Annotated in this window: 13 protein-coding genes and 1 tRNA gene; 7 read left to right on the top strand and 7 right to left on the bottom strand. The window is 43.7% G+C overall.

All coding sequences use genetic code 11. The features are described from left to right. Positions 1-153: 153 nt before the first annotated feature. The 3 genes from U2P91_RS05360 to U2P91_RS05350 are packed head-to-tail and all read right to left on the bottom strand — an operon-like array spanning position 154 to position 2656. Entirely contained in the window at positions 154-951 is a 798-nt protein-coding gene (locus U2P91_RS05360) for an ABC transporter permease subunit (protein WP_111888454.1), read from the bottom strand. Positions 952-971: 20 nt separating this feature from the next. Further along, complete coding sequence (locus U2P91_RS05355) at positions 972-1769, bottom strand: ABC transporter permease subunit (protein WP_322519223.1); 798 nt, start codon at positions 1767-1769, stop codon at positions 972-974. Then, positions 1766-2656 (bottom strand): ABC transporter ATP-binding protein, encoded by an 891-nt coding sequence (locus U2P91_RS05350; protein WP_322519222.1) that lies wholly within the window; start codon positions 2654-2656, stop codon positions 1766-1768. The genes U2P91_RS05355 and U2P91_RS05350 overlap by 4 nt, the downstream gene beginning before the upstream one ends. A 195-nt stretch (positions 2657-2851) precedes the next feature. Between U2P91_RS05350 and U2P91_RS05345 the strand changes: the two genes are divergently transcribed. Both U2P91_RS05345 and U2P91_RS05340 read left to right on the top strand, forming a co-directional pair. Beyond that, positions 2852-3526 (top strand): NAD(P)H-dependent oxidoreductase, encoded by a 675-nt coding sequence (locus U2P91_RS05345; protein ID WP_322519221.1) that lies wholly within the window; start codon positions 2852-2854, stop codon positions 3524-3526. Between the two features lie 316 nt (positions 3527-3842). After that, positions 3843-5933 carry a diguanylate cyclase gene (locus tag U2P91_RS05340; protein ID WP_322519220.1) on the top strand — a complete coding sequence of 697 codons (2091 nt, stop codon included), beginning with the start codon at positions 3843-3845 and terminating at the stop codon, positions 5931-5933. Positions 5934-6039: 106 nt separating this feature from the next. On the opposite strand, the gene U2P91_RS05335 is transcribed toward U2P91_RS05340, so the two are convergent. Beyond that, entirely contained in the window at positions 6040-7248 is a 1209-nt protein-coding gene (locus tag U2P91_RS05335; protein WP_322519219.1) for a HAMP domain-containing sensor histidine kinase, read from the bottom strand. A gap of 12 nt (positions 7249-7260) precedes the next feature. Next, positions 7261-7935, bottom strand: a complete 675-nt coding sequence (locus U2P91_RS05330; RefSeq protein WP_111888449.1) for a response regulator transcription factor — start codon at positions 7933-7935, stop codon at positions 7261-7263. Positions 7936-8101: 166 nt separating this feature from the next. Here U2P91_RS05330 and U2P91_RS05325 point away from each other — a divergent pair, with 166 nt between their 5' ends. From U2P91_RS05325 to U2P91_RS05310, 4 genes are all read left to right on the top strand, one after another. Beyond that, the gene (locus U2P91_RS05325) at positions 8102-8776 is read left to right on the top strand and encodes a polyphosphate polymerase domain-containing protein (protein WP_322519218.1); all 675 of its coding nucleotides are present in this window, start codon (positions 8102-8104) and stop codon (positions 8774-8776) included. 30 nt (positions 8777-8806) lie between these two features. Then, positions 8807-9478: a DUF4956 domain-containing protein gene (locus U2P91_RS05320; protein ID WP_322519217.1), complete on the top strand. Its 672-nt coding sequence runs from the start codon at positions 8807-8809 to the stop codon at positions 9476-9478. Between the two features lie 14 nt (positions 9479-9492). Further along, positions 9493-11445 (top strand): CotH kinase family protein, encoded by a 1953-nt coding sequence (locus U2P91_RS05315; protein WP_322519216.1) that lies wholly within the window; start codon positions 9493-9495, stop codon positions 11443-11445. Between the two features lie 209 nt (positions 11446-11654). Then, positions 11655-11744 (top strand) — tRNA-Ser (locus U2P91_RS05310). A 112-nt stretch (positions 11745-11856) separates the two neighbouring features. Here the strand turns inward: U2P91_RS05310 and U2P91_RS05305 are convergent. After that, positions 11857-12285 carry a DUF3788 domain-containing protein gene (locus U2P91_RS05305; protein ID WP_322519215.1) on the bottom strand — a complete coding sequence of 143 codons (429 nt, stop codon included), beginning with the start codon at positions 12283-12285 and terminating at the stop codon, positions 11857-11859. Between the two features lie 412 nt (positions 12286-12697). After that, a complete protein-coding gene (locus U2P91_RS05300; protein WP_322519214.1) occupies positions 12698-13861 on the bottom strand; it encodes an iron-containing alcohol dehydrogenase in 1164 nt (387 codons plus the stop codon). A 254-nt stretch (positions 13862-14115) separates the two neighbouring features. On the opposite strand from U2P91_RS05300, the gene U2P91_RS05295 reads away from it, so the two are divergent. Further along, on the top strand, positions 14116-14733 hold the full coding sequence (locus U2P91_RS05295; RefSeq protein ID WP_322519213.1) for a hypothetical protein: 618 nt from the start codon (positions 14116-14118) through the stop codon (positions 14731-14733). Positions 14734-14755 lie beyond the last annotated feature (22 nt).

Genomic DNA, 14755 nt, shown 5'->3' with positions numbered 1-14755 from the left:
GGCAATCGATGTTTTAAATCATTCAGAGTTTTGGGACACTTGGATAAAGGCTCAGACGACTAATTTATGTTGTGCAAAGAAGGGATCATGTAAAGGCGGAGGGTGATACGCTATTTTGCATGACCCCTTTTTTAATACCCTGAAAGCGAAATATTAGGTGGCTAAATCCCGCCTACTAAAGGCCACAAAAGTTAAACCGAAAAAAATCAGGGTAACGGTCAGTAAAATTGCGGCAGAGTTAAAGGAAAGCTGATCATTGATCATCAAAGCGGCCCCTTCAAAATACTTAAAAGGCGTAAAGATCGTAAGAAACGCCAGCTTATCATATAAATCAACAACCACCGATAAGAGAAAGAAACCCATGACCAGGCCGGATGCGACAGCGGTTGCTCTTTTGGTATTTTTTAAAATGGCACCAAACATGGCTCCCAAAGCGAGAAAGAATAGCTGGAGCATAAAAAGTGCCAGCATCGTGAGGGAAACCTTGTCAATTAAGCCATCGCCATTGTTGTGCTGAGCAATGAAAAAAACCGAAGCGGCAAAGGTCACCATGTTAAATATCAGAATATTGACAACGCCGGCGAGCAGCTTGGGGCTGATCACCTGAAATCGGCGAATTGGTTTGGTATAAATAAAATCAGCACAGTGATCCCGTTCTTCCTTGGATACCACGACCGCCCCAAACATTACGGCATGGACAGCAGCCAGTAGCATAAAGTAGAGAAAGAAGACCGAATAATATCCGGCAACCTTACTGATATCCACCGAGCCGAGACCAAAAACGACCATTATCTCTTTTGGAAAAGCATCAAACAGGGCATTGATGTCCACCTTGGAATCGGCAAATCCCTGATATTTCATCATTCCGGCAAAGATAATAAAAACCTGGGCACAGCCCCAGATGATCAACGACTTAAGATTGGCTTTCATTTCTTTTTTAAACACATTCATTGGTTATGCCTCCTTTTGGGTTAGATCGATGGCAAATCTTTTCTGGCAAAAAGCTTATAGGTTAAGAAGATAAACAGCCCCACCAAAACAAACCATAACAGTAAATTCAGTGAATCGTAGTTCATGCTTTTGGTTATTTCCGAGAGATTAAAATAGTCAAAAGGGGACACCAGTCCAAGCGTTACATCTTTTAATGTTTCATTAAGCAGGTGGATAATATAAAAAATAATGACCACGCCCATACTAATGGGTAAAACGGTTCGGATTCGTCTTAAGAAAACGGACACAAAGAGCCCCAGGCTGACAAAGAAAACCTGAAGAAAGAGTAAACTCAGGGTAACCAGGGTAAAGAGTTTAAAATCATAGGATTCAGTGCCAAGCACGGTCACCAGAATCAGAGCGGTTGTAAAAACGACGGCATTGGTAATCAGAATCTGAACCAGTACGGCCAGGATTTTCATGGAAATCACCCGATTTCGGCTGACTGGTTTGACAAATAAAAAGTCTCCGGTTTTTTCCCGGACTTCAGCAGAAATAACCGAAACACCGAGGTTCATGGCCTGGATGGCACCGGCCAGTAAAACATAGGTCAGGGCAAATTGATAAAAACTCAGAATGCTGGAAAGATCCAGGTCGGCAACCCCTGCCGCTTGTTGAAATTCAATGGGGAGGCTATGAAAAACCTTCTCAAATTCTTCCAATTGGCCGGAAATAGACGGATAAAGCAGCATAAAAAGGCTTAAAATCCCAATCAGTGAGATACACCAGACGACCAGTGCGTTTCGGCCCATCCGCAACTCCTGTTTTAGGATGTTCATGGCAGATCCTCCTTCTGGTAATAATGCATAAAAATTTCCTCAAGACTGGGTTCCTCAACCAGTAGATTTAAAAGGTTCTGACCCTGAAGCCGCTCAATTATGCGATTAATATCTCCTTTAAATAAAAAATGGAGGGTGTTTTCACTGACCGTTAAATTAGTAACCCCTTCCAGGTTAAAGTGGTGCACGTCAATAATTCCCTTATAATCCAGGGTGAATTTTTTATAATTGTGCTTTTGCATATCCCGGATATTTTCGACGCGAACAATGGTGCCATCCTTGATGATGGCAACTCGGCCGCACAGCTTTTGAACCTCAGAAAGAATGTGAGAGGAGAATAAAACCGTGGCACCGTTCTGGTTTTCCGCCTGGATCAGGTCAAAAAATTTCTGTTGCATCAGTGGGTCCAGACCTCCGGTAGGTTCATCCAGAATAATCAGTTTGGGTTCATGGAGCAGTCCCTGAATAATGCCTACTTTCTTTTTGTTTCCGTAGGACAGGTCGTCAATGCGCTTATTTAAATCAAGATCCATGACTTCAGCCAAACTTTCGATCCGTCGGTAGTCCACATTTTCATAAAAGCTGGCCGAATAATTGAGCACTTCGCGAACCTTCATATGCTCATAATAAAAAACCTCTGAAGGCAGGTAGCCAATGTCCCGGCGAATTTCATTGCCGTACTTAATACAGTCTTTACCGAAAATTGTAGCCGAACCGCTGGTCGGATGAATCAGCGATAGCAGGGCCCGAATCGTGGTAGATTTACCAGCTCCGTTGGGACCAATGAAACCGAAGATCTCACCTTCTTTCACAGAAAAGGATACATTTTCGATGCCTCGATGTTTTCCATAATATTTTGTCAACTGATTGATTTCAATTATATTCATGCAGATCCCCTTCTTTCACGTTTAATCAGATAAATTACTAGGATTTTATTAGTTTACCCGAATACAGAGAAAATAAACAGCAGCAGGAAAGGGGAAGATCAGCAAAAAAACGAATATTTTTGTTAGAAGTCCTGTTCCGGGGGAATATAAAAAAAATAGCTAAAAACAAAAGAGAAAAAACAGGAGGCGAGTACGTTGAAAAAGGAAGAAACAAGAGACCTGATTCTGAATATATTTAATAATCGTTATACCTGCAAGGGTTACGATGCCGATAAAAAAGTTAGTGATGAAGATTTTACGGTGATTATGGAGGCGGCGCGGCTGTCGCCCAGCTCAATGGGGCTGGAACCCTGGAAATTTGTGTTACTGAATAACCGGGTGATCCGCGAGAAAATTAAGCCCTTCGCCTGGGGTGCGGAGGTCAGTTTGGATGGTGCCAGTCATTTCGTCCTGATTCTGGCCAGAAAATCCGTTGATCTCCAACCGGACTCCGACTACGTGGAGTATATAATGAACGATATCCAACATTTTAGCGACGATTTGAGACAGGCGCGAAAAAATAAGCTGGCGAGCTTTCAGGCGGACGATCTGAAAATCGTCGGAAATGATCGGGCCTTTTTCGACTGGGCCGGCAAACAAACCTACATTCCACTCGCAAATATGCTAACCGCCGCCGCCATGCTGGGAGTCGATTCTACCCCCATGGAAGGCTTTAATACTGAAAAGGTGGAAGCGGTTCTGGTTAAAGAAGGCATTCTTGACCCGGTCCATTTTGGGTTATCCTGCATGATTGCCTTTGGTTACAAAAATAGAGACCATCGTCCTAAAACAAGAAGAAAAATAGAAGAAATTCTGGAAACCATTGATTAAAAGTAAGCCGATACTTAATCACAACTGACCGTGAGGCAAAGGTTTAATAATAAACAAATGATCAAAAAGTAAAAGTCGCTTCTCGACAAGTAGGAACTGAGCGCAAGGCGCACAGACTTTTCGGGGAGGGACTATTATTACTTAGGGCAATAAAAAAAGTGAGTTTCGAGATAAAAAAATAGGAATCTATTTAGTTATGTTATATAATGATGAAATTAAGAACAAAAAGTAAACCATTACAAATGAAAAATGATCATTTTACCGCTTCTTTAGGGCTCAAAGCATGGGTAAACAGGTTGGAAAAGGAGATAAAAGAATGGAACCAGCAGCGGCGAGTATGCTATTGATACTGGGACTATTTAGTGCAGTGGGAACACTTGCTGTGTTATTAGTTCGAAGTAATAAAAAATTGCAGAAATCGAATGAAAAGACGAGAAGCAGCAAGGATAGCCGAGGTAAAACAGATCAAGAAAAACTGATCAAAAAGCAGGAGAAAATGCTTTTTCGAAATAAGATTCTGGTTAATGTATTGAGTAAAAATTTCAGAAATGAAAAAAAGCAACTGGATTACGTTTTACACGAAGCCCTGAAACTGACGGTAAGTAAGGTTGGTTATATCTGCTTTTATAATGAAAAAAAACAGGAATTCACTCTAAAGACCTGGTCAAAAGGAATGATCAAAGAGGTGGAAGTGCCAAAGCTAATCTATCGATTAGAAGAAGCGGGGGTATGGGGTGAAGCGGTTCGTCAGAGAAAACCCATTATTTTAAACATCGCGGTTGTTGAGCCATCAGCCGGACAGGAATTTCCCGGGGGTCAGAAAATTGCCGGTAATTTTATCGCCATTCCCATTTTTATTGATGAAAAAATCAAAGCCACCGTTGGCTTCGCTGGTAAAGAAGACCGCTATGATGATAATGATGTGGATGAAATGACGGTGCTGATGAACGGTGTATTGAGCAATCTGGAAAGACGGATTATGCAAAGAAAACTGTTTGAAGAGCGCAGCAAATACTTTCAGACCCTGATCTCGATCGGGGATGGCGTAATGGTGGTCGATCCCGCCGGCAAGATAGAAATGCTCAATCAGGTGGCTCAGCAGCTGACCGGTTGGGCCAATGAAGAAGCCCGGGGAAAACACTATACCGAGGTTTTTGTTTTGTCCCATGAAGACCACCGCCAGGAGATTATTGACCCTATTTTTACGGCAATGAAAACCGATCAGACCCAGGAGTTGAGAAACCATGCGGTGTTAACGGCAAAAGACGGCTCGGTCTTTCATCTGGAAGATAGTGCCGCGCCAATCAAGAACGAAAAGGGCGAAACCGTTGGCATTGTTTTAGTATTTCGTGATGTTTCGGAGAAAAATGAGCAGCGCAAAGAAATTGAATATTTAAGCTTTCATGACGCCCTGACCGGACTTTATAACCGCCGCTTTCTGGAAGAAGAGTTATTGCGGCTGGATATTGAAAAAAACCTGCCGATTTCGATTATCATGGGCGATGTGAACGGTTTAAAATTGACCAATGATATTTTTGGTCACGCCCATGGCGATGTATTTCTTAAAAAAATTGCCGAAGTGATGCGCAGGACCTGTCGGGCGGATGATATTATCGCCCGGTGGGGTGGAGATGAATTTGTTATCCTACTGCCTAAAACCACCGTTGAGCAGGCAAAACAGATTAAAAAGCGGATTAAAACCGAGTTTGCCCGAGATGGGGTACAGGTTATCAAAGGAAATATTTCCCTGGGCTGTGATGTTAAAACATCAATGGATCAGAGTATCATGGAGTGTCTGGATTCCGCCGAAGAAAAAATGTATGCCGCTAAGATTTTAGAACGGGATGACTTTAAAAGTTCAACCCTGGATTCGATCATTACAACCCTGCAAAGTGACTGCCCCCAGGAAGAAGAACATGCCCAGCGGGTTAGTCAATGGTGTCATGATTTGGGTGTGACCATGGAACTTCCTCATGTAAAAATCAGACGGATGAAATTGGCCGGTTATTTCCATGATATCGGCAAGATTGTTTTGCATAAAGATTTGTTGGAGGAAAATAGTGAGCGCACCGCGGAAGAAATATCTGAAATCAAGAAGCACCCGATTATGGGGTATCGGATTCTTAATGCCTTTGATGATACCATGTCCCTGGCCGATGCGGTACTCCACCATCATGAAAGATGGGACGGCAGTGGCTATCCTAAAGGGCTGAAAGGGGAAGAAATCCCTTTTTTGGCAAGGGTGGTTGCGGTTGCCAATTATTATGACCGGTTGCTCTCTGCAAAAGAAGGGGAAGCCCTGGAGAAGAATCAACATCCACTGATCCATCTGGAAAAAATCGAGGGGCGTTTTGATCCGGAAATCAAACGGGAATTTATCAATATGATTAAAAATATTCCCAGTTAGTATAGCCCAGTTATTCTGTTTTATTCATTTCAGTTAAAAGAGTAAAAAGCCATCGGAGTTAAAACCCGGATGGCTTTTTAAACGCTCTTTTTTAGGGGCAGATCGTTTAGAGGATGACAGTAAACCGAACCCAGGAACCAACCTCGCTGTTTACCCGAATCGTTGCCTGATGTTCGTCAACAATCGATTTAGCAATGGCCAGTCCCAGCCCATAGCCCCCGGTGGCCTTGGAACGGGACGCATCGTAGCGGTAGAAACGCTGAAAAATTTTATCCTGCTGATCTTCGGGAATACCGGCACCGGTATTGAACACTTCAAGATGAATCGTATCACCAACTCGCTTAAGGATGAGTTCAACAAGCCCGTCATCGTCGGCATTTTTAATGGCATTGTCAATCAGGATGGCAACGACCTGTTTGATTTTATTCGCATCACCCAGATAGGAAATACCGTCTGTAATCTTAAGGGTGTAGTTTTTGTGTTCCTCAAAAGCGATGCTTTCAAAGGTTAAGGCAATGCTTTCCACGGCGTTGCTTAAATCAAAAGGTGAATAAACACCGATGGGTTTGCTGGAGTCCAGTCGGGCCAGGGTGAGAAGACTATTCACCAGGGTATTCATCCGGATTGACTCGGATTGAATGTGAGAAAGATACTTGTTTGCGCCAATGTCCCCTTCCAGGACATCGGCATTGACACTGATGACTGAGAGCGGGGTTTTTAGTTCATGACTGGCATCGGAAATAAAGCGCTTCTGTTTTTCAAAGGCTTCCTCTACCGGTTTGACCATCAGGTTGGCCAGAAAAAGCGAAACAAAGAAAAGCACAAACAGGGTTATACTGCCAATGATCAGCGAGGTGCTCAGAAGTCGGTCCGCCAGGGCATTGGAAATTCGCTGATCGACAAAGACCAGCAATTGACCATAGGGTTTTTCAACAATCAGATACCGATAACCGCTCAGGGTGCCGGAAGCTTTGTTCTTATTAAGCATCTGATTTGCCAGCTCCAGGACTTCTGCGGATTCCAGACTGGTATTGGTGCTGCCGTTGACAGAAAAGAGGTTAGTAGCCGGGTTAACCTTAACCGAAAAGGTTTTTTCCCGTTCAAATACATCCGGGGGGAGATGATCTCCGGGTACCATCGGGGTCTCACGAGGAGCCATCCCATCATTTTCGGCCAGGGCTGATAACAGGGTCATGCTTTGACGTTCACTGGACTGGTAGTTGAAATAGTTGATTGAGCCAATAATCAATAAAAAAACCAGAGACAAAATAATCATAATGGTGGCGACAAAGCGAATTTTTAGTTTTTTGATCATATCGGTTTATACTCACTTCGTCATTTCCAGAAAATAACCGATACCCCGGTTAACCTTGATCTGCACCTGAGATCCCACAAAACTGATTTTTTTGCGCAGAAACGAAATATAGACTTCGACATTGTTATATTCAGCTTCGTTGTCAAAACCCCAAACCTTTTCGATGAGCTGTTCCTTGGAAACGATCTGACGGGAGTTGATCATCAGGGTTTCCAACAACAAAAACTCCTTTAAACCAAGCTTTACTGAAGCACTACCACAAATAATCTCCCGGGTCTTCTGCCGCAAGGTTAAGTCGCCCCAGTGAGGATCGTCGATGATCACTTCACCTTTTCGTCGGGTAACAGCCCGAATCCGGGCCAGCAGTTCACCAGTTTGAAAGGGTTTGGTCAGATAGTCATCGGCGCCCCAATCCAACCCGGCAATTTTATCCTCCAGTTCGGTTTTGGCGGTCAGCATTAAAACCGGAGTTTTGATTTTAGCCTGCCGCAGTTCCTTTAGAATCGTCATGCCGTCTTTCCGGGGCAACATAATATCCAGAATAATCAGATCGTAGATACCCGTCAGGGCATAATCCAGACCGCTTTCACCGTCCATGCGAATATCCACACAATAGTTTTCTTTTGTAAAAATAGCTTTCAGGGCTTCCACCAGTCCCCATTCATCTTCTACCAGTAATAGTCGCATTCTTAACAACACCTCTTCCACTCTTGAATAGAACAATTATAGCATTATTCATTGAATCAAGCTTGAACTCTGGCTTAAAAGATTCTTGGTTCAATCTTTATTCAAGCTAACAAAACTATGATATGCAATGTTAAGAACGTGTTAAATCAAAACAAGGAGGTGCCCCATGCAATTTAGGCATGAACACAAACATGACATCAATTATTTAGACTATCTGATTCTGCGCAGCAAATTAAAAGCAGTGATGCAGCCGGATTTAAACACCAATGAAGATGGCAAATACCAGATCCGCAGTCTGTATTTTGATAATTACCGCGATGTTGCCCTGCAGGACAAGATCAGCGGGATCAATCGCCGGGAGAAATTCAGGATTCGCTGTTACAACAAGGATTTTAACTTTATCAACTTGGAAAAGAAAAGCAAGATCAATGGTCTTTGTTTAAAGATCAAAGCTATGATCACCAAACATCAGGCCGCCGCCATCCTGGACCACGACACCGATTGGATGGCTAAAAGTGAGGAGCCCCTGGTGGTGGAGTTTTACTCCAAAATGAAATCGGGACAGCTTAGGCCCAAGACCATTGTCGATTATAATCGGGAGGCTTTTGTTTACAGGCCGGGAAACGTTCGGATCACCATTGACCGGGATATTCGCACCGGTTTGTTCAGTACTGATTTGTTCAACCCCGATCTACCCACCGTTGCCACCGGGGATCAGCAGATTCTGCTGGAGGTGAAGTACGACCAGTTTATCCCGGAGGTTATTGCCAATATCATTCAACTGGATGGCCGCCGGCAAACGGCTTTTTCTAAATATGCGGCCAGCCGGATTTATAGCTGATAAATTATTAAACTAAGAGGGAGTAACTAAATGACATTTAACGATATTTTCAAATCTAATTTTCTGGAAAACGTCACATCGGTATCGATGATCGATATTGCCATAGCGATGATTCTGGCCTTTGGCATCGGTGTGTTTGTTTATCTTGTGCATAAAAAGACCTATAAAGGGGTCATGTATTCATCCGGTTTTGGGGTCACTCTGATCGCCCTATGTATGATCACCACCTTTGTGATGTTGGCTATTACCAGTAATGTGGTGCTGTCATTGGGGATGGTTGGGGCGCTTTCGATCGTCCGATTCCGAACCGCCGTTAAAGAACCCCTGGACATCGCCTTTGTCTTCTGGTCGATTGCCGCCGGGATTGTGTTATCAGCCGGTATGATCCCCCTGGCTATTCTTGGCTCGGTGCTGATTGGGCTTATCTTGCTGGTGTTTGTCAATCGCAAACCCAATGAGCTGCCTTATATTGTGGTGGTTAACTGTAGTGATCGGAACGCCGAAGAGGCGGTGAAAAAATTCATTGCCGACAGCGTTACCAAGAGCATTATCAAAAACAAAACGGTGTCCAAAGAAGGCGTTGAACTGAATATTGAAGTGCGGCTGAAAAATGACAACACCGATTTTATCAACGACGTGGTTGAGATGGATCATGTTAACCATGCCGTGCTGGTCAGTTATAACGGCGAATTTATGAATTAAGTGAGGTGACGGCATTGGCAGATCACAAGAATATTGAACGGATTTGCATAATCATTGGCATCATCACCCTGATCATCGGTATTGTTTTTTCATATTTTGGTGAAAGCGTGGGGATTACCGCCGGGAGCAGTGTTGATCTCAGCTACGAGACAAAATTATTTGATGACAGCGAGGTTCACACCATTGATGTAGTAATAAGCGAAGCAGACTGGAACAATCTTCAGGAAAATGCAACCGATGAAGCCGATCAGATTTGTGATGTCACCATTGATGGCGAAACCTTGAGCAATGTGGCCATCCGACCAAAAGGGAATTCATCTCTGTCTAGTGTGGCGTCCAGCGATTCGGAGCGTTACAGTTTTAAAATTGATTTTGACAAGTATAACGATAGCCTGAGTTATCACGGACTGGATAAGCTGAACCTGAACAATATTATCTCAGACAACACCTATTTAAAGGATTATCTTTGCTTTGACATGATGGAATATATGGGCGTGGATGCACCCCTGACCAGTTTTGTGAAAGTATCCATAAATGGTGAGTACTTTGGACTCTATCTGGCGGTGGAAGGGGTGGAAGAAGCTTTTGCCCAGCGAAACTACGGGTCGGATGATAGTAATATTTATAAACCCGACAGCATGCAAGTCGGCGGTGGAGAAATGGGTGGTGGCGAGAGGCCGGACATGACCAATATGCCGGAAATGCCCCAGGGAACAGATGGGGACCGGGAAATGGTGGATATGAGCCAGATGCCAGACATGACCGAGATGCCAGATATGACTCAGATGGGGAACATGGGTGGGTTCTCAGGTGATGATGTGGCCTTGATTTATTCAGATGATGATTTGTCCAGTTATGAAAATATCTGGGCAGGGGCTGTCTTTGATGTTACCACCAGTGACAAAAAGCGTCTGATTGAAGCCATCAAACAGCTTAATGCCGGCGAAAACTTAGAAGCAGTGGTGGATGTGGAAGCGGTGCTTAAGTACTTTGTGGTCCATAATTTTGTCGACAATTTTGACAGCTATACCGGCAGTATGAAGCACAATTATTACCTCCGGGAAGTGGATGGCCAGCTATCGGTGATCCCCTGGGATTATAATCTGGCTTTTAGTAACTTCATGGGTGGAATGGGTGGCGGCAACATGACGGCAACAGCGGTCAGTACCGATGAAGCCACAGCCTTGGTGAATTATCCCATCGATACCCCGGTATCCGGCACCACTATGGAAGAGCGGCCGCTGCTTAATCAACTGCTCTCGAATGAAGAATACCTGGCGCAATATCATCAGTATTTTGCAGAATTTATCTCCGGTTACTTTGACAGCGGTCAATGTAGTGAGACCATCGATGCCGCCGTGGCTCTGATCTCCGAATATGTAAAAGAAGACCCTACAGCTTTTTGCACCTACCAAGAGTATCAGGAAGGGGTTTCGGTACTAAAACAGTTTTGTGATCTTCGGGCACAAAGTATCAGTGGTCAGTTGGAGGGCAGCATTCCCGCGACCACCGACGGCCAGACTGCCCAATCGGCTACTCTAATCGATGCCAGCAGTCTGGAAGTTTCGGCAATGGGTAGCAATATGGGCGGCGGGATGGCCAGGGGTATCTCAGTACCGACCGATCAAAGTGTAGATCCAACAGCAAGTGCCGACGTAACAAGTCAGACACCGACAGAAATCAATCGGCAGTCGGCCAAGGGTCAACCCCCAAACCAATCCGACGGTGATGTAGAAATGGAAAAACCGGCCAACCAACCAGGAGCGGACACGGAATCAACAACTGTTGCCGGGGATCAGACCGGGGCGGGACAAACCACCCCGGCCAATGCGGACGGCCAGCAAAATAATCGCTTTAATCCCAATGGTGCGACAACAACAAATGATAATCTGTGGACCCTGATACTGCTAGGCGGCTCTTGTCTGCTGTTGGTTTTGGGCATTCTGGTGACAAAAATTTACAAATGATAAGCAGATACGGGTTAGAAAACTGACAGATTAACAAACACTAAAAAGCGGCGGTTGCCATTGGGAAAGCGCCGCTTTTAAGAACTTTAACCGGTGATTTATATCAATTGGCGAAAAAATGGAGGTGCAAAGAAATGATTGACTTTTATCTCGGTCTGCCGTATAATCAGTAAGCATGAAAAATTTGAATCGTTTTTTGTTCTACCTGAGGAGAGATGTCTGAGTGGTCGAAGGAGCACGCCTGGAAAGCGTGTGTACGTGTAAGCGTACCGAGGGTTCGAATCCCTCTCTCTCCGCCATTTAAAAAATTAGTAAAAATTAATAAAAAGTGATAACGCAGCCGCTCGGCTGTTTTTTTTTGTGGTTCTTTAGCGATTAAGGGATACCCATCAGGATAGACAAATGAAGCCATCACGGTCTGGGCTGGACCCGGATTTGAATCAGATTTTTTGCATCTTCCAGAATTCGTTCAGAGGTCACGGGAATCATCAGCCATCGGCCCCCGGCAGCAAAAGGTGTTCGGGCAAATAGCTCTTGAATTTCAGGGCTGGCCTGGGGAAGATACGCTTCAGCTTCAGTGAGTTCTTTATTTCCTATCACCACCAGTGCGATAAAATAACCATCCATTGGATAGAGCACACAAAGGGATTTGCTGCTTTTCCGGTACTTCAGATTCCAGCCACGCTGAGCGGAACAGCGGCTGTAATTCATGATCGGTTTGATGTGATAGGTGGCTTCAATAAAGCTTTGCAAAGCAATCCAGAGAGGATTATTGACGAAACTGATCATCTCGGCGAGTGTTGGCTCATGATCCTGTTCAAAATACTGACTCCATTCCATGGGAAAACCTCCAATATTTTTTCTGGTAATTGCAGAATGTACAAACGCCAAAACAAAGCCTAAGACACTTCCCCAACTACCGCTAATTTTATAATTAGAATTTATCACCATGACCCAGACAGGTCAAGTTAATTTAATAAAAATGGCGATTATCTATTGGAGAAGTCATCTGAAATTGAATGGTTTGGGGAAGAAGATGATGACTAATCGGCCTGGATAACATGACGAACAAAACATCCCCATGTTATGATGCCCATGTCAAGTTTGTTGATCACGAAAAGAACCCGATTTTCAATTTGAAAACCGGGTTCTTTGATAGTTTGAGAAAATTTTTCTTAGCGTTCTTCTTTTTTTTATCTGGAATAAAGGTGTTCTTTGTTATAATTGTTTGTCGGTATCAAGGGTGCGACAATTACATCGCATCTTTAAAGATCTGAATGACATCCTCTAGTTTTGCGGTTCTTGGATTGGTTCCGCTACAGGCATCTTTCATGGCATTTTTAGCCATAAGCTCGAAATCCTTTTCATTGACTCCAAGCTCGGTCAAGCCGGTTGGAATTCCAACATCTTGTGAAAGCTGAATAATGGCGTGCACCCCTTTTTCAGCGGCATCTCGGACAGAAAGACCATGAATGTTTTCGCCTAAAGCAACTGCAATATCGCTGAGGCGTTTGGGATTGCTGTTTAGGTTGTATTTAAGAACATGGGGGAGCAAGATGGCGTTGCATACACCGTGAGGGAGATCATAAAAGCCGCCCAGTTGATGTGCCATTCCGTGTACGTAACCTAAGCTGGCATTATTAAATGCCATGCCGCCTAAAAACTGTGCATAGGCCATATTGTTTCGGGCTTCAAAGTTTTGGCCGTTGGCGACAGCCTGACGAAGGTTTTCGCCGATGAGTTTCATCGACATTAATGCGGCAGCGTCAGTTATTGGGGTAGCAATGGTTGACATATACGCTTCAACCGAATGTGTTAAGGCGTCCATTCCGGTTGCGGCGGTTAAACCAGCTGGCATACCCATCATAAGAACGGGGTCATTAATTGAAACGGTTGGAGTCGCTCTCCAGTCAACAATGGCCATTTTAACGTGGGTTTCCGAGTTTGTTATAATACAAAAACGTGTCATTTCACTGGCGGTACCAGCGGTAGTATTAATGGCAATGAGTGGGGTCATTGGTTTGGTGCTTTTATTTACGCCTTCAAAATCACGGATGTTGCCGCCGTTGCTGGCAACTAGGCCGATTCCTTTTGCACAGTCATGTGAGGAGCCACCACCTAAGGATACAATTAAATCACATTTTTGTTTGGTAAAGACCTTTAAACCATCAGCAACATTAAGATCAGTTGGATTTGGCTGGGCACCTGAAAAAATAACGACCTTCAGTCCAGAAGCCTCAATAATATCTTTGACCTGATCCGCCACGCCCATTTTTGTCATGCCTTCATCGGTTACAATTAACGCTTTTTTTGCACCAAGACCTTTTGCCTGTTCGCCAACTTCTTTTACTGCACCGGGTCCCATTAAATTCACGACAGGCATAAAATACCCAAAAACTTGATCTGCAACAGCCATTTGATTATTCTCCTTTAAATTTTTTGTTTTTACCTCTATGCAAAACAGTAAGAGTAGAGCACGCATCCATTTATGAAAGGTTGTGTTGTGTCGGCAAGATCGTTTTTTAGTTCTCTTGTATTGATTATAGTCAAGGGAGATATTTATTCAGTGACTAGATCACTTTCAAATACGGTTGATAAAATTTGCATAAAAAGATGATTGGGTTTACAATAAATAAAAAGAGTTTAGGTAAATAATAAGGAGGATCTATCATGTATGTTACCAATAATAATTATGCGACTCAGAATCGGGTATTCTCTGGAACAGCAAAAATTGCTGGGGTTCGTTTGCCGGATTTTACGGATGTCCATGTCAATACAAAAAAGCAATCAGGAACGAGTGATTCTGAATATGAGCAGGCAATAATAGCACAAGCAATTAAGGATCAGCAAGCTGGAAAATTTCAGAATGAATCAGCGGGATTTAACAAATTGGCCAAAAGTTATGTTTCGGAAGTATCCCCAGATCGGAATCGAATTATTACGCAAGGTTTAAAGGAAGCATTAAAAAAAGGTTCGAAAAATGACCTGGATATTTTAAAACCGATTGATTGGATTGCTTTACTCTTTGAAGGAAAAATAAAGTATCAAAAAGAATCGGATTGTGTAGAATACGCTGAGTTTTATGATGGCAATGGCGAAATGGTTGCAAGCTATTCAAACGGCGGTTGGACAATGTTTGGTACAAAGGCAGAAACGGGTCGTCAAATGGAAATGTGCTCGATTTATAATGCGGCGTGGGGAGCGGCAGCAAAAGTAGGTAAACAGGAAAATGATGGTTTGGCAGAGAGTAACGCAAATCCAAACAATGCCCTTGATCGATTGGTATAAGGTCAAGAAAATCGGTGGTACC

This window comes from Acetobacterium sp. K1/6, assembly GCF_034438075.1.
Lineage (GTDB): Bacteria > Bacillota > Clostridia > Eubacteriales > Eubacteriaceae > Acetobacterium > Acetobacterium carbinolicum.
This window is presented reverse-complemented; position numbering and strand designations above follow the sequence as displayed.

Excerpts from the sequence above, each read along its gene's own strand:
- U2P91_RS05360 (WP_111888454.1), bottom strand. The coding sequence starts at position 951 with ATGAATGTGTTTAAAAAAGAAATGAAAGCCAATCTTAAGTCGTTGATC.
- U2P91_RS05355 (WP_322519223.1), bottom strand. The coding sequence starts at position 1,769 with ATGAACATCCTAAAACAGGAGTTGCGGATGGGCCGAAACGCACTGGTC.
- U2P91_RS05350 (WP_322519222.1), bottom strand. The coding sequence starts at position 2,656 with ATGAATATAATTGAAATCAATCAGTTGACAAAATATTATGGAAAACAT.
- U2P91_RS05340 (WP_322519220.1), top strand. The coding sequence starts at position 3,843 with ATGGAACCAGCAGCGGCGAGTATGCTATTGATACTGGGACTATTTAGT.
- U2P91_RS05335 (WP_322519219.1), bottom strand. The coding sequence starts at position 7,248 with ATGATCAAAAAACTAAAAATTCGCTTTGTCGCCACCATTATGATTATT.
- U2P91_RS05330 (WP_111888449.1), bottom strand. The coding sequence starts at position 7,935 with ATGCGACTATTACTGGTAGAAGATGAATGGGGACTGGTGGAAGCCCTG.
- U2P91_RS05325 (WP_322519218.1), top strand. The coding sequence starts at position 8,102 with ATGCAATTTAGGCATGAACACAAACATGACATCAATTATTTAGACTAT.
- U2P91_RS05320 (WP_322519217.1), top strand. The coding sequence starts at position 8,807 with ATGACATTTAACGATATTTTCAAATCTAATTTTCTGGAAAACGTCACA.
- U2P91_RS05305 (WP_322519215.1), bottom strand. The coding sequence starts at position 12,285 with ATGGAATGGAGTCAGTATTTTGAACAGGATCATGAGCCAACACTCGCC.
- U2P91_RS05300 (WP_322519214.1), bottom strand. The coding sequence starts at position 13,861 with ATGGCTGTTGCAGATCAAGTTTTTGGGTATTTTATGCCTGTCGTGAAT.
- U2P91_RS05295 (WP_322519213.1), top strand. The coding sequence starts at position 14,116 with ATGTATGTTACCAATAATAATTATGCGACTCAGAATCGGGTATTCTCT.